The organism is Paenibacillus phyllosphaerae, from assembly GCF_014192105.1.
In the GTDB taxonomy this organism is placed as follows: domain Bacteria; phylum Bacillota; class Bacilli; order Paenibacillales; family Paenibacillaceae; genus Paenibacillus_Z; species Paenibacillus_Z phyllosphaerae.
Genome location: NZ_JACHXK010000004.1, coordinates 370,469 through 394,885 on the forward strand (window position 1 = coordinate 370,469; position 24,417 = coordinate 394,885).

The following is a 24,417-nucleotide window of genomic DNA, read 5'->3' on the forward strand; positions in this document are numbered from 1 at the left end:
AAGCGGGCATATTAACAAATTTAGGAAGGACAAGCAATATGAATCGGACATGATACTCACATGTGGGAATGCAAGATGCCGGTTTACTTCAGACCTAGACTCAGCATCAGTTCATCCAGTTTCCATTTGGTGAAGGCAAGCACCTCGCGCGTTTGATTCCATACGGCAGACAAGGCGACCGACTTCGTCCCCGAAACAACCGTATTCGAATAGCCGAGATAATCCGCGATATCGGCCGCGCGCGGCGCATGGTACTCATGCGTTACGATAATCAGGTTCGTCCAGCCCTTCTTCTCCGCAAGCGGCTTGCTATACAGCAAGTTCTCGTAGGTGCTCGTCGCTTCTTGCTCCAGCACGATACGATCGATAGGCACGCCATGCTGAACCAAATAATCGCGCATGCCTTCCGCTTCCGTGATCGTCGAGCCATTCTGATCCAAACCGCCGGATACGATAAAATGACCCGCATCCCCATTCTTATACAGCGTAAGCGTATGGTCTAACCGCTCCTTCAGACCCGGGCTCGGCTTGTCCTGCCAGAGAGCAGCGCCAAGCACGATTGCAGCATCGGCTTTCGAAAGCGATTTCGGTGCCACATAGCTGTTAATGTACCATAGCGAGTAACCGCACCAGAAGACTAACAACGCTAGTCCTACAGCGATAAGGCGAAGCAACAACCGCATAAACGAACGCCGACGCTTTCGTTTATGCGGCTTGCTGCGCGGCTTTGCGGCAGCCGTCTTCATGACTCGCTAACCTCTCCATTCTGGGCAACCAATGTCTTACGATGCTTCAGACTCATCGTGAAGTAGCGGAATCGCCCGCTCTTAATGGAAGACAACAATCTTCCAGCTGTTTTGCGGGCAAGCGCAGCATCCTTATTCGATATCGAGCCTTGGCGAAGGGCGTCCTCCAGCTCATCTTCATCCAACAAGAATACTTCGCCGCTTGGCAGCACGACAACATCCAAGTACAGATCATCGAACCAAGGCACCTGTTGGTCGGTCAACCCTTGCGTCTTGCAGATATCGATATACCACTGCACGACCCGGTTCTTGTCATCGAACATCGTCGTAACCACAAAATGCTCGCCTCGGGGGAAGTGCTGCATCCATAGATAGCCGCGATCGGCAAGGCATAGTTTGCGACCGTTGTATTCTTTCCAAAGCGGTTCACGTAATTCGTGAATACGATACAACGTTACAAGTCCTTTGAACTCGTCGCCGTCCATCGTCAGACACGTGTAGCTTCTCCGCAGGATGCGTCGCCAGTTGGCTCGGTCTGAAAATTTCCTCTTCATACGGCAACGACCTTTCCGTTAGGATCGCAATCAACTCGTTAAATTCGGCCTGCATGTTACTAGTATATTCCGTTTCATTAAAAAAAGCTTACCATAAGTTAACGTCCATCTCCAGTTTACGGCCAAAATAAACCAAGCCCCCAGCTTGTATAAGCTTGTAAAACGACAAAAAAGGGAGCGATTTACGCTCCCCGTCATGTCCATGGCACTTATTTCGTTTCAATGGAAATCGTTTCGATCTTAATCTCTTCGGACGGAACGCTGACTTCACCCGTCATTTGGCTCGCCTCAACCGGAGTTTGGGCAATTGCCGTAACCACGTCCATGCCTTCGACGACCTTGCCGAATATCGTATAGTTCGGCATCGAATTCAGGTTCGCCGCGTCTGCGCCCGTGCAGATGAAGAACTGACTGCCGCCGCTGTCCGGCGCACCGGTATTAGCCATCGCCACGATGCCTTCATCATACTTGTAGCCATTGTCCAGCTCGTCTGGAATATTGTATCCTGGTCCGCCTGAACCCGTACCCGTCGGATCTCCCGTCTGAATCATGAAGGTCTCGATGATCCGATGGAACTTGACGCCGTCATAGAATTTCTCGTTCGAGAGAAACACGAAGCTGTTCACCGTCTGAGGAGCATCCTTGGCAAAAAGCTCGACCGTAAAATCGCCTTTGTTCGTTGTGAAATGGGCCAAGTAAGTCTTCGATTGATCAATGGTCATCTCCGGCATTGCGTCCCAAGATTTGACGTCAGTTGGTTCATCAGTCGCCGTTTCGCCGCCAGCAGCATCCTCGGAGGCTGCATTACCAGCCGTATTGGATGGCTCCGTCTGGGTTGTTCCCCCGCCTGTCGTCGCATTGTTCGCGGCATTGTTCTCCAGTTGTTCTTTGGCGCCGCAGCCAGCTGCTACTAGCAACAAGGCAGCCAGCACGGTTATGGTAAGGATCCGTTTGCTTTGCATCGTCTAACCTCCGTCGAATAGTAGATCATGGAATCGTCTTGAACATGGAGTTCATGCCTGTTACATTATGGTGCGGGATTCGTAAGGTCAGGCAGCTCAGTCCCGGAGAGGTCGTCTAATGGCTCGCCATCTGCCGGAACGTCTGTACCGCCGTTTCCGTTAACGCCTTCGCCTGTTCCGCCATTGCCATTCTGGCCGTTGCCCGGTGCCGTCGTCCCATTGCCGGGCTGTCCCCCGTTACCCGGGTTCGTAGTGCCATTGCCGTTGTTTACGCCGTTCCCGCTTCCGGCACCATTCCCGTTCGTACTTCCAGTTCCGTTCCCGTTCCCGTTACCTGTTCCTTCACCGTTCAGAGGGCCATTCGTCTGGCCGTTGCCATTCGTCGGCTCACCTTCGGTTCCGTTCGTCTGGCCATCTTCGCCAGGTAATTCCTCCGCAGGAGGTTCCGTGCCTTCACCAGGTGTCGTTGTATCATCCGGCGGAACGACCGGATCAACCGGCGTAAGTTCTTCTTCCGGAATCTCGATGGTCAGATGACCGGACTCTCCGCTCTCGACATCCGTATTGGCGTCATAAGCCGTAATATAATACTCGTAGGTCAAACCTGGCGCAATACTCATATCGTTGACGTCATGCGAGTCGAGCGCATCCATAAGTCTCGTGAATTCCGTTTCGGAGGCTTCCTTCCGGTAGACCCGATACGTCATATTATCGCCATCAACCGCGGACCAAGACATCTTCACCAGCTTATTCTCCGGATCATAGGCCGCATTGAAGTCGGCGACGGCGCTGACCGGCTGCTTCTCCTCGACATCTTTCGGCTTATCGAAGCTTGTCACCGGCATGCCCTTCATCGCGGCTTTCATCACTTTACTGAACATAGCGGCTGATTGCGAGCTGCTCTTCTTCAGCAAATGTTCCTTGTCCGTCTTATCATAGCCCATCCAGACAACAGCCGTCCATTCCGGCGTATAGCCAGAGAACCAGGCATCGCGATTATAGCTGGAACTGTAATTCGGTATGCCATGCTGCGTCGTGCCTGTTTTGCCGGCAACAGGTCGATCGATGCGCGCTTGCGTCCCTGTACCGCCTTTCTCGAGCACCCCTTGCATGATGTCCGTCATGTACCACGCCGTCTCCGGCTCCATCAACTTCTCCGTTGCCGGCGCGTTGTACTCATAGACCACGCCGCCATTCTTGTCCACGATCTTCGTTATGGTGTGCGGATCAACGGATTTGCCATCGTTGGCAAAAGCGCTGTACGCCGTTGCCATCTGAAGCGGCGTTACTCCGTTCGTGAGACCGCCAAGGCCGATCGCAAGGTTGCGGTCGTTCTTCTCATCCAACTCGAAGCCCAGCTTCTCCGCGAACTGCAGACCGGTCTTCACGCCAATCTCATTCAACAACCACACGGCAGAAGCATTGCGCGACTCCTTGATTGATTGGCGAATGGAGATTGCGCCGATGTACTTCTTCGCGTTCGAGTCACTCGGGCAATAGTCCCCGTAACATTTCTTCTCGTCCATTACGATTGACCATGGGAACCAATCGCCTGTATCGATCGCCGGACCGTAGACCGTGATCGGCTTGAATCCGGAGCCTGGCTGCCGCGGAACGAGTACACGGTTCAAACCCTTCTTCACATAATCGCGTCCGCCTACCATGCCTTGAATGTTCCCGTTCGTGTGATCGACGATAATCATGGCGCCTTGCACTTGTTCGTCGTCCACGCTCTTCTCGAAGTTATCGTCGTCCGAGAACTCCGTCTCGATTGCTTCTTGCGCTTGCGGGTTAAGCGTAGTGTGGATGCTGTAACCGCCCAAATACAGCTGCTCTTCCGTCAGGTCAGGCATGCGTTTCTCTGCTTCATCCACCACAAAATCTACGAAAGAAGCGTATTTGTTCGTGTTAGCCGTTGTCGTCGTCTCAGGCGGGACGTAATTCAGCGCATCTTGCTTCGCTTTCTCGGCTTCGGCTTCCGTAATATACTTCTGGTCGACCATCAGCTGAAGAACGACTGCCATCCGCTCCCTCGACTTCTCCGGATTGCGGATTGGGTTATAGGCGCTCGGCGCCTTCGGTAATCCGGCCAACGTGGCCACTTCCCATAGGTCGAGCTTGCTCAGATCATCTTCGTTGAAGTACACCTTGGCGGCCGTCTTCACGCCATATGCGCCTTTACCGAAGAAAATCCGGTTTAGGTACATGGTTAGAATCTCGTCTTTCGTCTTCTTATGTTCAAGCGCTACGGCAATCGACGCTTCCGTCGCTTTGCGGAAGAAGGTCTTGTCGTGCGTTAGGAATAGATTTTTTGCTAACTGCTGCGTGATTGTACTGCCGCCCTCTACTGCGCTGCGGGCAATAACGTCTTTGACCAACGCCCGGCCGATCGACCATAGATCGACGCCGTTATGTTCCTCGAACCGGCGGTCCTCGGTTGCAATGAAAGCATCCTTCATGATTTGCGGAATTTCATCGAACTCGGCAATTTCACGATTGATGCTGGCAAGCCGGGTGATCTCGTTATCATTCATATCGTAGACGATCGAAGCTTCTTCGAGATCCATCTTATCCCAGTTCTCGGTTAGAATCCGCTCCCCATTGAGCACAATCAGCAGATAGCCGATAATGCCGCAGATGACGGCGATTGCCGCCGTGAAAAACATCCAGATGGCCAACTTCTTGCCATTCAGCTTCTTCTTGCCTTTCTTCTCCTTCTTCGCTGGTGCTCTCTTCGTACGTGGTCCATCAGCCATAAGCCGACTCCCCTCCTGCTTCGACGAGTGTTGCTCTCGTCTCTATTTATACCCTGTAGTAGTAAACGGCAACAGCTCTCGTTGAAACAATGAACGCCTTACAACGAAAAGAACAACCCTGCACGTAGGCGGGTTGCTCGTTCGTGCCGCTATCCAATTAAACGAACCAATAGTTGAAAAAGTTTCAAATCCAGGCGGCTTATGCCTCGCTTGCCGGTTCCTGCTGCATCAGCGAAACATTACGCTGCGGCGTAAAGGTGGAGATCGCATGCTTGTACACCATTTGTTGACGGCCATCCGTATCGATTACGATCGTAAAATTGTCGAAGGCACGGATAACGCCGCGGATTTGGAAACCGTTCGTCAAATAAACGGTAACCGGAATGCTGTCTTTACGGAGTTGGTTAAGAAAAGTATCCTGAATGTTGATCGATTTGTTCATGAGCGTTACCCCCATCGTTAAAGAGATTGGTTAGAGCTATATTCAAGATCCACCCTAAACTTTCCTGCTATTATAGCATGAATCGCCTTCAAATTCTCATGAATATTTCCAGATGCTTCTATCCAGGAAATATCCTTCATATGACGGAACCAGGATAGCTGCCGCTTCGCGAAGCGCCGGGTGTCGCGTTTCAGCAGCTCGATTGCAGCATCCAATGTGGTGTATCCCTGTATGTAGGCGGCGATTTCTTTGTACCCCAGCCCATGCATCGCAACGCTGGTCGGCGAAACGCCCTGGTCCAAGAGACGCTTCACTTCATCGACCAGACCAGCATCGATCATCGCGTCGACTCGCGCGTTAATCCGTTCATAGAGAACCGCACGATCCAACGTTAATCCGATGATACAGAGTTCGTAAGGAGATGTACGTTTCTGGCCTTCCATTTGTTCCGAGAATTTGGTCCCCGTAAGATGATAGACCTCCAACGCCCGGATGACGCGTCTCACATCGTTCGGATGAAGGCGCTGCGCGGATTCGGGATCCACGGCCGACAGCCGGTCGTGAAGCGCGATCGTCCCCTGCTCATCAGCGTAGCGCTGCTGCTCCTGCCGGAATTCCTCATCGGAGCCGGTCTCCGGGAAGTCATAGCCGTACGCGACGGACTCGACATACAGCCCCGTTCCCCCGACGATGAAAGGAATTTTGCCCCGCGCGGTAATATCGGCGATCAAATCGGCGCAGCGCGTCTGAAACTCGGCGACAGAGAACGGATGATCCGGTTCACAAATGTCGATCAGATGATGAGGAACGCCTTCCATCTCCTCGGGCTTAATTTTCGCCGTTCCGATATCCATGCCCCGATACACCTGCATGGAATCACCGGATATAATCTCCGCGTTCAAGCTCTTGGCTAGCTCGATGCTTGTCTTTGTTTTGCCTACTGCAGTTGGGCCGATTAGCACGAGCAGCTTCGGCTTCGATACTTGAGTTGCTCCGCTAGTCATGTTGGCTTGATCACTCCATAGGCAATTTTGTTCACATGTTTGCAGGCAAATCCGAGTCGTTCGAATTCGCCGCTGGCTGCATGTTCCTTGAGCACCACCGATTTGCGGGCTACGCGAACCGCATGCCGGATCGTCTCTTCATCCAGCGCATCAGCGTTGGCCACCGAACGAAGCGGTTCGAGCGCCGACGACTCATGCACCGGCTTGCGGAACATCGGGTCGAAGTAGACGATGTCAACGCTTTTGTCCGGCAAAGACTGAAGATAATTCCGATGATTGACGCACTGCATCTCAATCCGTCTGAAAGCTTCATTGACATCTTCGTGCATGGTCTTATACGTCTTAAGACCGTCGCGCACGACCGCGCATAGAATCGGCTCGCTCTCGATCGCGGTGACATGTCCTTCCTTGCCGACCGCGTATGCGAACACGATGGCATCCGAGCCGAGGCCTGCCGTGCAATCCAGCACCGTATCGCCTTGCTGACAACCGCTGATATCCATCAACGGGTCGCGCTCGCCTTTGCGCAGCCTTTTAACTCTAACATAAGCCATGCTGGGATGAAAATACAACGGCTCATCCGAATGCTCATAATACCGTAATCCGCTCGGATCCACAACAAGGAGCCGATCGTCGGCGTATCTTTTCTTCAGCATCGTCAGCGAATGCTGCTTGCGGTCTACTAGCCGCCCGCCAAGCTCCTCGCTTAGTTGACCTGCATAAGCCCATAGCTCAGGTGAAGGCTTCTGAGGGGTCGTAATTATCAAGACATCACCCGCTTGAACATTTTTTCCAATTGATAGGTCGTCATATGCACGACAATCGGCCTGCCATGCGGACAAGTATAAGGTTGGTTGCAAGCCGCCAATCGCCGCAGCAGCCCTTCGCCTTCTTCGCGCGTCAGCCGGTCGTTGGCTTTGATCGAAGCTTTGCATGAACACATAATCGCGGATTTCTCGCGAAGCTTGCCGATATCCACCTTGCCCCGTTCCGCGAGCAGCCAATCCGTCATCTCTTCGATAATCTCTTGCTCTTCGCCGCGCGGCAGCCATTCCGGATGGCTGCGTACGAGGAAGGTGTTGGCGCCGAACGATTCCAACTCTACGCCTGCTTGATTCAGGAGATCCAGCTTGCTTGTAAGCGCAGCGGCCTCTACTTGCGTGAATTCAAGTGTCATAGGAACCAAAAGTTGTTGGCTTGCCTGCTGAGGACGGCCGAATTTCTCCAAATAATATTCGTAATTAATCCGCTCGTGGGCAGCATGCTGATCGATCAAGAAAAGCCCTTCCTCGTTCTGGGCAATGATATAGGTGCCATGCAGCTGCCCGATCCAGTAGAGCTCGGGGAATGCTTGTTTCTTCGATCCAGCAGCATGACCGTCATCAACTTCCGAATGCGATCCTTCGACTGTTGTGTTGCGTTCTGCTTCGGCTGCTTCAGACCGGCTCGCTTCTATTGCGGTGCCTGTACCTGTCTCTGCAGACGGTGAATCAGCAGTTGTTGCCGCATCCGTAAAGTCATCCGCCCAATCCTCAAGTCCCGTCACCCGTTCCGGCTCAACCTTCTGAATCGGATAAGCTGCGGGGGAAGGGGGGGAAGAGTCTGCTGGTCGTTGAACGGGAGCTTCGGTTCCGGCGACCGAAGTGATCGGAAGCGGCTCCCGTTCTCGCGCTGCGAACGCCGTCCCCGCAGCCGTCTCACGAACGGCCTGCGCACCTTGCGTATTGCCGGATGAAGGCGGCGCATACAACCGCTCGGTAACATCCTTCGGAAGCGCAGGGCGGTTGTTCTGCCAATCCGGAACGTGACGAGCGGACTCGCTGCGTGATCCGAAAAGGGCAGCATCGCGGTTGACTCCGCCGCTTCCCGTAGACGAGGACTTGCCGAACGCCGATTCAGCAAACCGGCTGTTTACTTGGGCCCCGCCAACCGAAGGAAGCTTGAATTCCGGCTCCGGTTGATGGAAGGAGATTTTGTCCTGGACATAGACCGGCTTGGACCGCTCCACCTTTGCAGGTTCTGGACCCGGGATATGCCGTTCCCGCCCGAGCGCCTTGCCAAGGGTCTCCTCGATGAACTGGCGAAGCTCCGGTTCCTTGCTGAAACGAACCTCCATCTTGGATGGATGGACGTTCACATCGAGCAGGCTTGGATGCATCTTCAAGTCGAGCACGACCATCGGGAAACGGTTGATCGGCAGCAGCGTGTGATAGGCCTGCAGAATCGCCTGATTGATAATATAGCTCTTAATATACCTGCCATTGACCACGATGGTGATGCCGTTGCGGTTGGCGCGCGTCAGCTCGGGTCTGGAGATATAACCGCGCAGATCGTAATCCGGGTGCTCGCCTTCGACGATGAGCATCGACTTGGCTGTCGTCGTGCCGTAGATCGCCGCGAAGGCCTGCAGGATATCCCCGGTCCCCGTCGTACGCAGAAGCGTGTTCCCGTTATGCTTCAACGTGAAGGCTATGCCCGGATGCGCGAGCGCAAGCCGGTTGGCATAGTCCGCGATGTGACCGATCTCGGTTTGGATAGACTTCATATATTTAAGGCGGGCCGGCGTGTTGAAAAATAAGTCCCGCACCGCGATATCCGTCCCCTGAGGCGCATTCGCATCCTCCAGCTTCTTGACAGACCCGCCTTCGATGACGAGCCGCTTGCCCAGGCCTGTCGCTTCCGGGGACGAAATCAACTCGACCTTCGCCACGGCCGCGATACTTGGAAGCGCCTCGCCGCGAAAACCAAGGCTCGCGATGCGGAACAAGTCCTTGCTCGAGGCAAGCTTGCTCGTCGCATGCCGGAAGAAGGCCTTCTCGATATCGTCCGGTTCGATCCCTGACCCGTTATCGGTCACGCGTACGAGGCTTAAGCCCCCTTCTTCGATCGCGATATCGATCGTGGTGCTGCCGGCATCGACTGCATTCTCGACAAGCTCTTTGACGACCGACGAGGGGCGCTCCACCACTTCGCCAGCTGCTATCTGGTTCGCCAGCTGTTCATCCAACACATTAATTTTACCCATAGGAAGCTCCTCCCCCCGGTCTGATCCGCTTACTTGTCATCATGCAGCTTCTGCTTCATCTCATTGAGCCATTGCATCGCTTGCATCGGCGTCATATTGAACAAGTCGAGTTTGCGAAGCTGGTCGGCAACGAGTTCCGCCTTCGGACTAGCCTGCTTGCGCGGCTTCACATCCTGGACAGGTTCTTCGAAAATAGACAGTTGGACGACTCCTTGCGGCGCTCCCGACGTTACGAATTGCACAGCCTGGGCCGTTGGCGCCGTATACATGCTTGCAGATTCTGCAGCAACGGAGGCCATAGCGGCAACCGGTACCGGCTTGTCCGGAAGTTCCACAGCGCTTGCCGCTTCACGGGCTGCGTTCAACACACCCGCGGCACGCAACTCCGTTCGTTCGGCAGCGGGCTGTTCGAGCGATTCAAGCAAATGGTACGCCCGCGTGATGATCCCTTCCGGCAAACCGGCAAGTTGCGCGCAATAGATGCCGTAGCTGCTGTCCGCAGCGCCCGGCACAAGCTTGCGAAGGAACGTCACGCCGTCGGCGTTCTCCTGAACGGCCATGCATGCGTTAGCCAGCTTCGGCAGCGAATCCTCAAGATGGGCCAGCTCGTGAAAATGGGTCGATACGAGCGCTTTGCACTGCACCTCGTTGTGCACGAACTCGATTACCGCTTGAGCGATTGCCATCCCTTCCGCCGTCGAAGTGCCGCGGCCGAGCTCGTCGATGATAACCAAGCTCTGCGAGGTCGCTTTCTCGGTCATCGTCTGGATGTCCTTCATCTCGACCATGAACGTGCTCTGCCCGCCGATCAGGTCATCGGCGGCGCCGATCCGGGTGAAGATCCGGTCGATCAGCGGAACTTCCGCTTTCTTCGCCGGGACGAAGCAGCCGATCTGCGCCATGATGCAGATCAGCGCCACCTGGCGCATGTAGGTGCTCTTACCCGCCATGTTCGGACCGGTAATCAACAGCATCGAGAAGTCGTCACGCGTCAGATTCGTGCCGTTCGAGATGAACGGCACGCCTTCCATCACGGCTTCAACAACCGGGTGTCTGCCTTCCTCGACGACGAGATTGTAGCTCGCAGCTTCGGTAACCGTCGGCTTGATGAAGCGATGCTCGCTGCTGACGGCCGCCAGAGACTGGTAGACGTCCATCGTCGCTACCATCTCTGCCAGACGCTGCAAGCGATGCATATGGCTCGACAGATGGTCTCGCAGCTCTACGAAGCGCGCATACTCAAGGTCGACCATTTTCTCTTCGGCCTCGAGAATGAGCCGTTCCTTCTCCTTCAGTTCAGGCGTCACGAAACGTTCGGCATTCGCCAACGTCTGCTTACGCTCGTATCTGCCCTCCGGCAGCATGGACAGGTTCGCCTTCGACACCTCTAAGAAGTAGCCGAACACTTTGTTGTAGCCGATCTTGAGCGACTTGATCCCGGTCGCTTCCCGCTCCTTGCGTTCCAGCTCAGCCAGCCACTTCTTGCCGCTCACGCTCGCATCGCGCAACCGGTCGAGATATTCGTCGTAACCCGCGCGAATGAGTCCGCCCTCGCGAACCGAGATTGGCGGATCGTCCACGATTACCGTGCCGATCATGGCTGCCAGGTCGGCGCAGTCGTCGACGCCTTCGACCAGCGTACGGAGCGTCTGCGAGCCGGATGCGGCACACAGCGCCGTTAGCGACGGCACGTGCTCGAGCGATGTGCGGAGCGCGTTCAGGTCGCGCCCGTTGGCGCTGCCGAATGCCACACGCCCGACGAGGCGCTCCAGATCATAAATCTCGGACAGATCGCGGCGTAGATCTTCGCGCAGAATCAAGTCGCGGTGCAGCTTGTCTACCGCTTCCAACCGCTCGTCGATCGAAGCCTTGGATAACAGCGGCTTATCGATCCACCGTCTGAGCAGCCTAGCGCCCATGGACGTGCAGGTCTTGTCCAGCAGCCAGAGCAGCGTGCCCTTCTTGCTCCTGTCGCGCACCGTCTCCGTCAGCTCGAGATTGCGACGGGTGAACGGATCGAGAATCATGAATTGGTTCGGTTCGTAGCTTCGAATCTGCCTGACATGCCCAAGCGAGCGCTTCTGCGTCTCTGCCAAATAACCGGTCAGGAGACTGACCGCTCTTACCCGCACGGGAGTTAAGCGGGCCAGTTCAGAAGCGTCGAATTGCTCGCCAAGCTGCCCGGTTTCCATCGGTTCACGCACGGTGAACAGAATCGTCCGATTGAAGTTGGCTGCGCTCTCCATTAACTGTTCAAGCACGGAAGCGTCGCCTACGACTTCGACCGGATAGTAGACGTTCAGCTCGTCGATGACGAGATCGAGCGACCGGTGAACGCTTGTCGCATAGAGTTCGCCTGTCGTCAAATCACAGGCCGCGATCCCATAGTTGTCATCCAAGGCAGAGACGGAGACGATAAAGTTGTTCGCCTTGTCGGCAATCGACTTCGTCTCCATGACCGTTCCCGGCGTCACGACGCGGATAATCTCGCGGCGCACGACGCCCTTGGCCGCAGCCGGGTCTTCTACCTGCTCGCAGATCGCAACTTTATAGCCCTTCTCGATCAGGCGGGCGATATAGCCTTCCGCGGCATGATAAGGAATACCGCACATCGGGATTCGGCTCTCGCCGCCGCCCTCCCGGCCGGTTAACGTAATTTCCAATTCGCGGGAAGCTAATATAGCATCGTCGAAAAACATTTCATAGAAATCGCCTAAACGAAAAAATAAAAACGCGTCCTTCGCGCCTTCTTTGATCGCCAAATACTGTTGAATCATCGGGGTATAAGCCGCCATGCGCGCCCCTCCTGCTAGTAATCGATTAAGTCCGTAAGAACAAACATCAGAAGTTCATTATAGCAGATTGGAGGAACGGTTCCCACCCCGGGCGCCCTGCCAGTATATGAGTGCGTTCGCGATAGCGGCGGCTCAGCCCCTATCAACCTGGAACGGAGGCAGACGCCACGCCTTGCGGAGATCGGCCGACTCATCCCATATTTCCCGGCGGCGCAGACTGGCTATGAACGGGTCGATATAAGGCGCTAGCTCCGCGTAGGCGGCTGTATGCCGCATCGATGCCTCGAGCGGCTCAAGGCACTGATACAGCCGATTGCGATCTCCGCTGTAGTAAGCTTCCACATAGACGTCCTCTTCTGCTGGGCAATAGATCAGATTCCGCTGTTCATGCGCGCATAACATAGAGAGCGCGATCGAAGCTTGCGCCAGCATCGGCGACAGCAGCCAGCTCGGCAGCGTCCGGTATTCGAACCCGCCATGCTGCTGCAGTTTGGTATCGCCCAAGCACCCGTACCTGGGCCGTCTGCTCCGCCCTCCTGCCGATTCAACCATAGCCAGGGGAAAGGCCACATAACTGTCCAACAAGCGAAGCAGCCTTGGCGTCAGTTCCACGCCGCTGAGGTGAATATGGCCGCCAAGCGCAAGTCCCGGCGCCGGCATCGCGCCTGCCGCGAGCCGCAGCGTAGGATCGTTAATACGGGAAGCGGCCTGCTGCAGCAACTTGCGAATCCTCGCCATCAGCACATCGACGGTTTCAGCCGGAGCCGGACGAAGTTCCGCTACGATCCGGACGATTTTGCCACCGATATATACGGTGTCCGTTCCTGCGCCATACCCATCTCCCAAATAACGATGAGCCGGCACGACTTTCCCTTCGGCGCTCATGAGCAGAAATTCCGGATCCGCGCCGACCAGGATCGGCTTCGCGGCGGCCGATCGGATAGACTTCGATGAACGCCATCTCTCCGAGATCCGCTGCACCACCGCCTCCCAATCCCATGTCTGATCCGGCAGCTTCTGATGGGTAGGCAGATGAATGCTTACAACCTGGCAGCTTCCGTCTTCCTTCAGCAACAGATCGATCGCGGCCAAATCCAACTGCAGCGCATAAAGCGCTTTGATAGCCGTCTTGCCCGCCCGCCGATGGAGCACCTCTTCGGGCTTGAGCACCGTCGAATGTAGGGAGCTTGCCGCAGGCGCGCCCTCCTGCCGATTCATCCGTTCGACCCGAAGCACCTGGTGCTGCCAGACGACGACCCGAAGCAGCCGGACGATCTTCCATCGCTCCGCAAGCCGGCTGCTTCCGCCTGACGCTAACGCGTTATTCCCCGTATGAGCGCTAGATCGCACAGTCGCCCGCTGATCCCTGTTGACCGCCTCCACGCCAACACGGCTCAGCCGCCTGTGGACCTCGCGCCAAGGGAGCAGCGAGAAGCTATGCGCCTTTGCGTTCCACATATGCATGACCGGCAGCGATGCACCGGCCTCCGGTAACGCCGCATCGCCCCAGACGAGAACAACGTCCTCTTCATCCGGATTTCCGTCCTTCCATGCGCGAGGCAGCGTGCCTGCTTGCTGCCTTCCCCATATCCACAGCTTGCCTGCCACCCGATCGCCTCCAGCTACGCAGCGTATATCGCTTTTTTTCGAAAAAAAAGAGGGCTTACGCCCTCGAATTCCTTTCCCTTGCCGCATACGATACAGCATACGGTCTGTAAGCCGCTAACTTACAGCTCGTCGTCCAACAGTTCCGGATCCAGATCCTCGAAATCGCCGTCGCCGAAGTCAATGTCTTTGTCGTCATCATAGCTGCCTGGGAAAACAGCGACGACAACCTTGGTCTCGGCGATCAGTTCGACCGCGAATTCACGCTCGACGCGAACCACAACGCTCGAACCGCTCGATGAGATGTTCGCTTCGATGCAATTCGGCTCTTGCGTCGACTCTGCCGCTACTTCTTCCGTGGAAGCCCGGTGCTTCGGATCCAGATAGGAGAGCGGCACGTTCTCCACGTAGGAGAGCGTTTCTTTCGCAACATCGGTTTGCGAGTTCTTGTTATACGAATACCAGATGTTAATATCGTAAGTACCAATTACTTCGATCCCGTCACCGGAGCGAACCGCCTCGTATTGGTGGTTAATAATCCAGGCGCCCAGAATACTGGTAGGATGATGAGGCGGCGTGACGGTGTGAGTTACTGTGGAAAACTTACGACCCTTGCCGCAGACAGCTTTCGTTATTATCTCTCTACGCTGAAGCTGTTTATCTGCACTAGTCATCGATTTAACCTCCTCCATACAATCATTCAATTAAAGCATATGCAGGACATAGGCGTTTGTTGATAAGCGAAGTGGAACAATTATAGAAATGTTTCCTTCGCGCGTAAGAGACACCTGTTGCCTAATAACGAAATCCCGACTGGCTGGCGGCTTACTATCACTATACGTTCGGTCTTCCGAATCTAGAATGCTTAGATATGCACGGTCAGCGTGAAAAATAGAGCGGCCCATAATCGGGACCGCTCTATTGCTGTTCATATAGGATGAGATGGGAGAGTCGCTTACCGGATCGAGCCTGCGCTCCTTTATAGCGCCGTCATGAGCCGTTTCGTCTCGGCTTTCTGACGTTTCATTTTCTTCGCCATGGCCAAATAACGGTTCAATTCATGAATCATCTCCAGAATCGCCGCGCGCATCTCGAATTCTTCCCGGCTCTCCGGCAGCGGCATCGCGCGGAATCGGGACACCAGCAGCTCCAGCTGGCGCTCCACGCCGCCCTCGTACACATCGGATTTCACCTCATCGGCCAGCAGATCGAACAATTCAGCCGCCAACTCGCCTTGAGGCAGCTTCTCATAGACAAGCGCCAGCCGCAGCAGCATCTGGGAGATTGAATCCAACTGTAAGTGTCGCATCTCGAAATACGTCCGCCAATACCGCAAATGTTGCGTATTTTGGCCCCATACCCGATTCTCGAGCCCCATCTCCGCCCGCCTCAATCCCTCTTGGACCACGTTCGACGCTTCCAGCAGTTCCGAGCCGCTCCATACTTCCGCGGGATTGCGCAGCGTCTGAGCCATTCGTTCGAATAACGTCCCGAAGAGCGCCTCCGTCCGGTGGCGCAGCGCAAGAAGCTTCTCATCTTCGCGCGGCATGTACAGCATGTTCACAACCGTAGCGAAGCCCAGGCCGACAATCAGGAGCATCACCTCGTTGCCGATCAGTCCCCAAGTCACTTCTTCGCGCGCATACACGTGGAAGACGATGACCGCGCTTGTCGTGATGCCGTCTTTGAGCTGGAGCCGCGAGAGGATCGGAAACGCAATTAAAATGAAGAGCGAGATGGTCCAAATATGAAACCCGAGCAGCAAAAACAAGATCGAAGCGAAAAAAAGACCCAGCACGGAAGCGACAAAACGAACGAAGGCGCTCTTCAGCCCCTTCATCCGAGTCACTTCTACGCCGAGAATGGCTAACAGGCCGGCTGCTAATGCAGGCTCAAGGCCTAGATAGAAGGCTGTATAGATCGCCGCCAGAGCGGCGAGCGCTGTTTTGATCACGCGAATCCCCATGTTGCTCCCGACACTTTCCTGCCCGTGCATTGGCACGGTTTTCCTTCCATCCTACTCCTCTTGGCCTTTTCGCGTCAACCGGTGCTCCAGCGCAGACACCAGGCGGTACATAACAGTCGCGACAACCGCAATGACCAGCAGACTGGAGAGGACGATCGTAAAGTTGAACACCTGGAAGCCATAAATAATGAGATAACCGAGACCGGCCTTCGAAGTGAGGAACTCGCCGACGATAACCCCGACCCACGCGAGACCGACATTGACCTTGAGCTGCGAAATGATAACGGCAAAGGAATCCGGCAGGATGACATTCCGGAAGATCTGCCATCGGGAGCCTCCGAACAAGCGGACGACTTTAATATAGCCGGAATCCACCTCGCGGAAACGATTGTAGATGACGAGCGTCGTAATGATGACCGTTACGGACAAGGTCGTCGCGACGATCGCGGTCATGCCGGGGCCGAAGCCGACGATGAAGAGCGGACCGAGCGCCACCTTCGGCATACTGTTAAGCACGACCAGATAGGGGTCCAGTACGCGGGAAGCGAAGGAGAACCACCATAACAACCCGGCGATGATCGTGCCAAGCAACGTGCCGAGCACAAAACCAACGATGGTCTCCAGCACCGTAATGCCGGTGTGGGGCAGCAAAGTGCCGTCCAGCAGCGTCTTCCATAGATGGGCGAACAACTTGCTCGGGTAACTGAACAAGAGCACATCGATCCACTTGTTGCGGCCGGCCGCTTCCCACAAGCCGAAGAAGGCTACCAGCAGCACCGCTTGCGCGATCCGTACCGCCCACGTCCTTTTCCGTTCCTTCGCGACATGTTGGTGATGAAGCTCGCTAAGCCAAGCTTCCCCGTTATGTTGCTCCTTCTGACGGCCAGCTTCATGATTCCTGCTCATCTAAGCTTCACCTCCTTCAGCCTCGCCGGACTCCAGCGCTTCCCACAATTGTTCGAATACCCCTTGGAACTCCGGCTGTTTTCTCGCTTCGGTCGGCGGAAGTTCCCGCAGCGCCTTCGGCATCTCATAGATGGCCTGTATCCGTCCCGGGTTAGGGGCGAGTACGACGACCCTGTCGCTCATGGCGGCTGCTTCTGCCAGATCGTGCGTGACCAGAACAGCCGTCTTGCCTCTGGCCTCTAGCGTCGTATGGACCAAATCCTCCAGCTGCAGCTTGATATGCATATCGAGCGCCGAGAACGGTTCGTCGAGCAGCAGCACGTCGGGTTCCGTCGCCAGCGTCCGGACTAACGCCGCCCGTTGACGCATCCCGCCAGACAGCTCGTAAGGCATCCGCTGCTCCGTGCCGCCAAGTCCAAGCTCATGGAGCAGCTGCCTAACATGAGCAGTTGCCGCAGGAGTCTTGATCCCGTTCAATTCGAGCCCAATCTGGGCATTCTCCAGAATCGTCCGCCACGGAAACAAATAATCCTGCTGCAGCATATAACCCAGCTTCGGGGAAGGACGGCGTACCGGCTCACCTAACGCGTAGACGGTTCCTTTCGTTGGCGTCAGGAGTCCGGCGAGCAGGCTGAGGATCGTCGTCTTGCCGCATCCGCTAGGCCCGACCAGGCTGACGAACTCGCCGCGCCCGATTGACAAACTGAGATTCTCGACCGCTAGGCTTGCTCCCTGATCGCCCACATAGACATGAGTAACTTCCTCCAGCTTAAGCAGCGTCTCCATAGGCGGACTCTCCTTTCTACATTAGAACATCAGCTTATTTCATTGCTTCTTCCGCGAACGCATTGTTCACGAGTTTATCGTGTGCAGGCTTCTCGCTCAGTTCGCCTGCAGTGGTCATCACGTCGATCAGGTTGTTCCATTCCCCTTCATCGACGATCGGGTCCGATGCGTACGAGCCTTGGCTCTTGTAACGGTCAATGACCTTTACCGCGATATCACGATCCGTATCCGGGAAGAAGGAAAGCACGGCATCCGCAATTTCCTCTGGGCTATGCTCTTGAACCCACTGCTGCGCCTTGTAGACGGCATTCGTGAACTTCTGCACCGTCTCGCTGTTTTTATCGATATAGCTTGATTTGGTCATAAAGACGGTGTAAGGAAGATGGCCGCTCTCGACGCCGAAGGAAGCGATGACGTGACCTTTGCCTTCTTGTTCCATAATCGAAGCTTGCGGTTCGAACAATTGCACGTACTCGCCGGTACCCGATGCGAAAGCCGCCGGGATGTTGGCAAAATCGACGTTCTGAATCAGCGTCAGATCGTTCTGCGGATCAATGCCCTTCTTCTTCAGCGTGAATTCGCCCGCCATCTGTGGCATCCCGCCTTTGCGTTGTCCAAGGAATTCCGTCCCTTTGAGCGAGTTCCAGTCGAAGTTCTCGATCGCTTCGCGCGACACGAGGAACGTTCCATCGGTCTGGGTCAGCTGCGCGAAATTAATGACTGGATCATCCGCGCCTTGCTGCGCCACATAGATCGATGTTTCCGAGCCCACCAGCGCCACGTCGATGCTGCCGGATAGGAGCGCAGTCATCGTTTTGTCGCCGCCGGCTGTCGTTGTAAGCTCTACGTCGAGTCCTTCTTCCTCGAAAAAACCTTCCGCGAGCGCGACGTATTCCGGCGCATAGAATAACGAACGCGTAACTTCGCCGATTTTCACCTTTACCGGACCTTCCGAATTTCCGCCGCCTCCGCAACCGGCCAATAGCACAACCGTCATGACGACCGCGAGCAGCACCGCCCCGAATTTTCTGTTCATTCCACTTCGCCTCTCCTCTTACGAAACATAGATGTACTACACCGTATGCAATTCGCCCAGCACCTGTTACCCATTCGCCCAGTAAAAAGACAAAACAAAAAGACCCTTCTCCTATTGAAAAGGGTCACAAAATGAGCTGTCATTGACAATTAGGCGATGATTCTATCCAAAACACAAGGACAATCGAACATGCCCTTTGCTCCCAAAGTCCTGCATTTACGCTCTGCGAAAAGCAAGCGTTGCGTTAATGCCGCCGAATCCGTAAGAGTTCGATACGGCTGCTGCAGCCCGCACCACACGTCCCACCCTTGCGATAAGATCGATATCCGCCTCGGTGTCAGGCTCCTCTAGATTGGCCGTTGGCGGCAGCCAGCCTTCCTGCAATGCCATGCAGGTAATTGCCGCTTCGATCGCTCCGGATGCGCCGAGCGGATGTCCGTACAGCCCCTTCGTTCCGCTCACCGCCACCGGCCGGCTGCCGAACACGGAGCGGATCACCTTCGATTCCGTTACATCATTCAGCGGCGTAGAAGAACCATGCGCATTGATGTAATGCACCTCGTCCTCACCCATATCCGCATCAGCCAGCGCTTGTCTCAGCGCACGCGCGGCCTGGGAACCGCTCGGCAGCGGGACGCTCATATGATGGGCATCATTGCTGACCCCAAAGCCGCTAAGCTCGGCAATAATCGTCGCGCCCCTTGCCCTCGCGTGGGCTTCATCCTCGATAATAAGCACCGCAGCCCCTTCACCCATGACGAATCCGTCCCGATTGCGGTCGAACGGCCGGCTCGCGCTCGTTGGCGCTTCATTCCGGGTAGACATGGCGCGCAGCATATCGAAGGCTCCGAATGACAGCGGCGCGAGCGGCGCCTCGGAACCCCCGGCCAGCACGATGTCCGCTTCGCCTCTGCGGATTGACTGCAGCGCTCTGCCGATCGCCACTGCGCCTGAAGCGCAAGACATGGCATTGGTCTCATTCGGACCGTTGAAGCCGAAGGCCATCGCCATATTACAGGAGGCCGCTCCGCCGAATACTGAAAAACCAAGCGTTGGCGAAACCGCGCGATAACCGCCGCTCATGAACTGCCCGCATTGCTCTTCGGCATAAGCGATGCCGCCAAGCGCGCTACCCATGAAGATCCCGACACGTTCTGGGTCGGTCTGTTCCGGGCTGATACCGGCATGCTGCAGAGCCAACGAACCCGCAGCAACGGCCAACTGCGAATAGCGGTCCATCCGATGCGCCCGCTTCTTATCCATATAGATCAGCGGATCGAAGCTCGTCACCTGGGCTGCAATGCGGCTCCTCAGGCTGCCCGCTTCGAATCTATCGATGCGGCGTACCGCGCTCGTTCCCCGCTGTACCCCTTCCCATAACTGCTGTGCGCCGATCCCAATCGGCGTGATACAGCCAATTCCCGTAATCACTGCGCGGCGATTAAGCATTCACAGCCACCTCCAATTGCTGTTCGGCCGCTTGTTTCAGGCCGAGCAGCGTCTGATCTGCAATATGATGCACGAATACGTGGCCGATGAAGCCTCCGGCCATGCGCCTTCCGACAGGAGGCTGCTTCCACTCATGGACGATCGTTGCTTTGGTCCCTCCATTATCGCTCGCTTCAAGCCGCCACTCTACTTCCATCCCTTTGGTCACGCCCCTGATATGCTCATAGCAAATGCGCAGATCGCCTGGCAGCACTTCCATCTTGCTGATCCACCATACCGGCCAATTCAGCTTTTCGAACTGGCGGTAAGCGGCCATCTCGACAAGCGCACGGCTTGTAAGATCGCCCTCCAGCACCCGAACCTTCCGGTAATGGGCCAACCGCTCCGGCCACAAATCCACTCTTCGCGCATAATTGAATGCCTGCTCCGGTGAACAATTGATCTCAATCTCATTCCATGTACGCATCTACGTATTCCCCTCATCTGTTCTATATCCCGTCTGGCACGATGTCCCCGATCACGGATGTGAGACGCTCGCGCCAAAACCGATTAAGCGCCAGCCCCCGCAGTGCGCTCTTGAACACTAGGGGTGATCTGCTCGCCAGCTCAATATAGCGCTGCAGCCTTCCCGCGTTCGCGAACTCTTCCCTAATGATCCTGTTGTATCGATACAGCGGCCCATCTAAGCCAGAACGAAGCGCGGCCATGACCATCGGAGCTGCCATCTCCGCCGACCGCAACGCGCGATAGATGCCTTGACCGGTCAGCGGATCATAATAACCGGCTGCATCGCCAATTAGGATGACACCTGCTGCAGCGGCGCTGCCCCTGCATTCGAATGGACCACAGCCTAACAGGGCGTCGGTCAGCCTGGCCGTTTCGATCCGCTTCGTCAGATGAGGCATCTGCCCCAACACCTCGCGGACGAAGTCTTCCTTGCGGCGCGCCGCGTTCTTTGCCAGCTCGGAAGGCATGCCAACCGTTAAGTTCGCTAGTCCCTCTCCGACAGGAGCCATGCCAACGACCATTCCTTTTTGCAAATGCAATTCAATGAAGGGATCGAGTTCCCGAACACCTTCCATATGGAAGGTGAATGCCGCCTTGCGCAGCTGACCTAGCTTCGTAAGCCCTGCCTCACGGCCAACCGTGGATCTTAGTCCATCCGCTCCGATAATGAGCCGAGCTTGTTTCTTCACGGTTTGTCCGTTCTCCATCCGGCAGAGAACGCCGGTTACACGACCGTTCTCACGCAGCAGCCGCTCGACTCGGACCCCTTGCCACAGCTCCGTGCCTGCCTGTACCGCTTCATCGACGAGCCAATGATCCAACTTGTCTCTTGCGCAGGTTATGCCGCGGACGCTGCCAGGGAATTGTACCGCTAGCTTCGTACGATTAAAATGAAGCCGCCAGCCCTCTATGACAGGAGCTTCCACAATTATGGGCTGCTCCAGGTTCAGACCCATTCGCCTCAATGCTTGTACCGCTCCGGGATTAAGCGACTCGCCGCAAGGTTTGCGCCGAGGATGGCGTTTGGCCTCGAGCAATAGGACCTGGATGCCGTGACGAGCCAGAAGCCTGGCCATCGTGCTTCCAGCCGGACCGGCTCCCACGATAATGACATCCGGCTTATCCATGTCCAACCACTGCCAGGCGGTAAGGAAAGTGACGGTACACGTTCCCTTGCACCCCCGCTCGCCGCAACAGCTCGCGAAGCTCCGGCGCCGTGTAGGATCGGCGCACCGATAACGGGCCGTCATGCCTTGTCACCGGGCTGCGCCATACGAATCTGGCCAACAATCTGGCGGCTGCATACGCGGCAGGATGACGCTCCAGGTCAGCGACGACCCAGCCGGTCCGGCAAACCCGGGACAGCTCGCGAATCATAAGAATCGCATCTTCTTCATCGAGGTGATGAAGCGCCAGATTGCTGAAGCCGATATCAAAAGCGCCATCATCGAACGCTAGTCTTCGCCCGTCGCCTTGTTCGATCCGAATTCGCCCCGTTTGTGCCGTCCGGTTGGCGGCCAGCTCGGTAATACGCGGATGAATATCCACCCCCGTAATGTCGAGGGTAATGGACCTCTTGTCGGCCCAGTGGGCGAGGGCAACCGGAATATCGGCAAGGCCAGTCGCGACATCGAGCAAGCGGATCGCCCGATCTCGCTCTATTGCGGTTATCATCTGCTTCAGATGCCGGAATAGCGCTGGGTTGCCGCCCAAATAACGGTTTACTTGCCACACCTCGCGCAAGCTGTTCATCAGTTCCGTGTCGTCGACGGCATGCTCGTCGTCGAGCAGCTCTTTGTCCAATAACCGTTCCAAGTCTGACCTCCTTTACCGTCTTATTCCTTTAGCTTTTTCTTTTTTGTGAAAAATATCCATAATTCTCACCTCCTTCCTCCTCCAATGGAGGAGAACCAAAGGGCAACCGCCCTCTGGACACCACGTTCTCCCTCGCCCCTTCCCCCTCCGCCGAGGGGAACCAAGGGTTATCACCCTCTGGACACCCATAATCAGCGAGACTCGATACGCGGCCGTCTTCGATGAGTCCTTTCGTGGTTGGCCCGCTTTTGTTCCGTTGGAACAAAGCTCTTCGTTCGAACTTCGTTCACCACTTTGGTGCCTTGAGGTGATGACCTGTTGTGTCATCTCGTTTGAACATCAACCCAGCAGACTCTCGCTTGACGTCCACTTTTGTGGACACGCTTACTTTATTGTTCGTATTGTGCAGACTGCTCAGCTTCTTACGCGAATGCAAATAAGCCACAGAGGCTTCGCCCCTGTGGCTGTTTCCAAGCTTATTGAAACTACAGTTTGTAAATATCCTTATACTTGCGCTCCAGGTAATCGACCAGATATTGCGGATCCAACGGTTTGCCTGTAATGGCCGTAATAAGCTCGGCTGGCGTGCGCAGCTTGCCGTATTGATATACCTTATCGGTGAGCCAATCCTTAATCGGGTGAAGCTCGCCTTTGCCCACAAGCTCCCATACGTTCGGAAGTTCTCGTTCGAGCGTCTCCGTCATCTGCGCGGCATACATATTGCCGAGCGAGTACGATGGGAAGTAACCGAATGCACCGCCGGACCAGTGAACATCTTGCAGGACGCCTACCGCGTCATTCTCTGGCGTAATGCCCAGATATTCTTGATACTTCTGGTTCCACAGCGCCGGCAGTTCGGCTGCGGTTACGCCTTCATTGAAGATCAGCTTCTCGATCTCATAGCGGATAATGATGTGCAGGTTGTAGGTTAGCTCATCCGCCTCAATCCGAATGAGGGATGGCGCAACGACATTCGTCGCGCGGTAGAAATCTTCAACCGGCACGTCCAGCTGTCCTGGGAAGAGCTCCTGCAAGTTGCCGAAATACCGGTTCCAGAACGGACGGCTGCGCCCGATGACATTCTCCCAGAAGCGGGATTGCGATTCGTGGATCCCCATCGAAGTGCCCGTGCATAGCGTCGTGCCGCGCAGATCCTCACGGATGTTCTGCTCGTACAGCGCATGGCCGCACTCATGGATCGTACCGAACAACGCGCTCGTGACATCGTCTGCCAGATAGCGGGTCGTAATCCGTACGTCGCCCGTGCTTAGGCCGGTCGCAAACGGATGCACGCTCTCATCGAGCCGTCCAGCTTCGAAATCGAAGCCGATCTGCTCTAAGATGAATTTGCTGAATTTCTTCTGCGCGTCTTTGTCGTAGTTTTGCTTCAGGAAGCTGGTATCCGGCTGATGCGGAGAAGCAGCGATGGCTGCGGCGAGCGGCACCAGTTTCTCGCGCAAGCCGCCGAATACGCGGTCCAGCTCGGCGGTTGTTATGCCGGGCTCATACATATCCAGCAATGTATCGTAGCGGGTTTCCTTCGCTCCCCATAGGTCGATAAACTTGTTCGTATATGTAATGATTTTGTCTAAGTACGGTTGGAACGAAGCGTAATCGCCGGTTTCCTTCGCCTGTTCCCAGAAGGATTCCGCCTCCGAGGTCAGGATTACATATTCTTCGTGAAGCTTCGGAGGAATTTTGACGCTGCGGTCATAATCCTTGCGCGTCTCGGTCACGAGCCGCTGATCTACCTCGCCAAGCGTATTCAATATTTCCGGCTGTTCCAGCGCGGTTAGCCACTGGCCAAGGTCTTCGCCTGTCTGCAAGGCGAACGCTTGAGAGGATAGCACGCCGATCGCCTTGGAACGGGATTCCGTCCCTTTGCGGGGCGCTCCTGTGCGCATATCCCAAAACAAAACGCCGAGAGCTTCTTCATAGCTCTTAATCTGTCCGATTCGTTCACGGAACAACTGCAACACTTCTTCTTTATTTACGCTCACAAGCCGTCCACCTTTCGTTAATGGTATAAGAGGGTAATGACTCCTACTACTTGATAGTACATT

At 55.6% G+C, this 24,417-nt stretch carries 20 protein-coding genes; all 20 read right to left on the reverse strand.

The window, feature by feature from the left end; translation table 11 throughout:
- Window positions 1-83: 83 nt before the first annotated feature.
- The 20 genes from FHS18_RS11935 to FHS18_RS12030 all read right to left on the reverse strand — a co-directional run bounded on the left by FHS18_RS11935 (window position 84) and on the right by FHS18_RS12030 (window position 24,354).
- Window positions 84-746: a YdcF family protein gene (locus tag FHS18_RS11935; protein WP_183600266.1), complete on the reverse strand. Its 663-nt coding sequence runs from the start codon at window positions 744-746 to the stop codon at window positions 84-86.
- Entirely contained in the window at window positions 743-1,300 is a 558-nt protein-coding gene (locus tag FHS18_RS11940) for a ribonuclease FAU-1 family protein (protein ID WP_183600267.1), read from the reverse strand. Before FHS18_RS11940 ends, FHS18_RS11935 begins: the two co-directional genes overlap by 4 nt.
- A gap of 209 nt (window positions 1,301-1,509) precedes the next feature.
- Entirely contained in the window at window positions 1,510-2,262 is a 753-nt protein-coding gene (locus FHS18_RS11945; protein ID WP_183600268.1) for a peptidylprolyl isomerase, read from the reverse strand.
- 65 nt (window positions 2,263-2,327) lie between these two features.
- The gene (locus FHS18_RS11950) at window positions 2,328-5,018 is read right to left on the reverse strand and encodes a transglycosylase domain-containing protein (RefSeq protein ID WP_183600269.1); all 2,691 of its coding nucleotides are present in this window, start codon (window positions 5,016-5,018) and stop codon (window positions 2,328-2,330) included.
- Between the two features lie 199 nt (window positions 5,019-5,217).
- Complete coding sequence (hfq, locus tag FHS18_RS11955) at window positions 5,218-5,460, reverse strand: RNA chaperone Hfq (protein WP_183600270.1); 243 nt, start codon at window positions 5,458-5,460, stop codon at window positions 5,218-5,220.
- Between the two features lie 17 nt (window positions 5,461-5,477).
- Window positions 5,478-6,464, reverse strand: coding sequence for a tRNA (adenosine(37)-N6)-dimethylallyltransferase MiaA (gene miaA, locus FHS18_RS11960; RefSeq protein WP_183600271.1), 987 nt, complete (start codon window positions 6,462-6,464; stop codon window positions 5,478-5,480).
- Complete coding sequence (locus FHS18_RS11965) at window positions 6,461-7,231, reverse strand: class I SAM-dependent methyltransferase (protein ID WP_183600272.1); 771 nt, start codon at window positions 7,229-7,231, stop codon at window positions 6,461-6,463. The genes miaA and FHS18_RS11965 overlap by 4 nt, the downstream gene beginning before the upstream one ends.
- Window positions 7,228-9,489: a DNA mismatch repair endonuclease MutL gene (gene mutL / locus FHS18_RS11970; RefSeq protein WP_183600273.1), complete on the reverse strand. Its 2,262-nt coding sequence runs from the start codon at window positions 9,487-9,489 to the stop codon at window positions 7,228-7,230. The genes FHS18_RS11965 and mutL overlap by 4 nt, the downstream gene beginning before the upstream one ends.
- Before the next feature lie 29 nt (window positions 9,490-9,518).
- On the reverse strand, window positions 9,519-12,284 hold the full coding sequence (gene mutS, locus FHS18_RS11975; RefSeq protein ID WP_183600274.1) for a DNA mismatch repair protein MutS: 2,766 nt from the start codon (window positions 12,282-12,284) through the stop codon (window positions 9,519-9,521).
- 132 nt (window positions 12,285-12,416) lie between these two features.
- A complete protein-coding gene (locus FHS18_RS34335; RefSeq protein WP_183600275.1) occupies window positions 12,417-13,892 on the reverse strand; it encodes a putative amidoligase domain-containing protein in 1,476 nt (491 codons plus the stop codon).
- Window positions 13,893-14,011: 119 nt separating this feature from the next.
- Complete coding sequence (locus FHS18_RS11985) at window positions 14,012-14,563, reverse strand: outer spore coat protein CotE (RefSeq protein ID WP_183600276.1); 552 nt, start codon at window positions 14,561-14,563, stop codon at window positions 14,012-14,014.
- Between the two features lie 305 nt (window positions 14,564-14,868).
- A complete protein-coding gene (locus tag FHS18_RS11990) occupies window positions 14,869-15,885 on the reverse strand; it encodes an aromatic acid exporter family protein (protein ID WP_246427596.1) in 1,017 nt (338 codons plus the stop codon).
- Between the two features lie 21 nt (window positions 15,886-15,906).
- Window positions 15,907-16,761: an ABC transporter permease gene (locus FHS18_RS11995; RefSeq protein WP_183600277.1), complete on the reverse strand. Its 855-nt coding sequence runs from the start codon at window positions 16,759-16,761 to the stop codon at window positions 15,907-15,909.
- Window positions 16,762-17,547 carry an ABC transporter ATP-binding protein gene (locus FHS18_RS12000; RefSeq protein ID WP_183600278.1) on the reverse strand — a complete coding sequence of 262 codons (786 nt, stop codon included), beginning with the start codon at window positions 17,545-17,547 and terminating at the stop codon, window positions 16,762-16,764.
- 34 nt (window positions 17,548-17,581) lie between these two features.
- Window positions 17,582-18,583 carry an ABC transporter substrate-binding protein gene (locus FHS18_RS12005; protein ID WP_183600279.1) on the reverse strand — a complete coding sequence of 334 codons (1,002 nt, stop codon included), beginning with the start codon at window positions 18,581-18,583 and terminating at the stop codon, window positions 17,582-17,584.
- A 216-nt stretch (window positions 18,584-18,799) separates the two neighbouring features.
- The gene (locus FHS18_RS12010) at window positions 18,800-20,032 is read right to left on the reverse strand and encodes a beta-ketoacyl-[acyl-carrier-protein] synthase family protein (RefSeq protein ID WP_183600280.1); all 1,233 of its coding nucleotides are present in this window, start codon (window positions 20,030-20,032) and stop codon (window positions 18,800-18,802) included.
- Window positions 20,025-20,498, reverse strand: coding sequence for a type II toxin-antitoxin system RatA family toxin (locus tag FHS18_RS12015; RefSeq protein WP_183600281.1), 474 nt, complete (start codon window positions 20,496-20,498; stop codon window positions 20,025-20,027). Before FHS18_RS12015 ends, FHS18_RS12010 begins: the two co-directional genes overlap by 8 nt.
- 22 nt (window positions 20,499-20,520) lie before the next feature.
- Window positions 20,521-21,666, reverse strand: a complete 1,146-nt coding sequence (locus FHS18_RS12020) for an NAD(P)/FAD-dependent oxidoreductase (protein ID WP_183600282.1) — start codon at window positions 21,664-21,666, stop codon at window positions 20,521-20,523.
- Window positions 21,659-22,354 carry a methyltransferase domain-containing protein gene (locus FHS18_RS12025; RefSeq protein ID WP_183600283.1) on the reverse strand — a complete coding sequence of 232 codons (696 nt, stop codon included), beginning with the start codon at window positions 22,352-22,354 and terminating at the stop codon, window positions 21,659-21,661. Before FHS18_RS12025 ends, FHS18_RS12020 begins: the two co-directional genes overlap by 8 nt.
- Before the next feature lie 485 nt (window positions 22,355-22,839).
- The gene (locus tag FHS18_RS12030) at window positions 22,840-24,354 is read right to left on the reverse strand and encodes a carboxypeptidase M32 (RefSeq protein WP_183600284.1); all 1,515 of its coding nucleotides are present in this window, start codon (window positions 24,352-24,354) and stop codon (window positions 22,840-22,842) included.
- Window positions 24,355-24,417 lie beyond the last annotated feature (63 nt).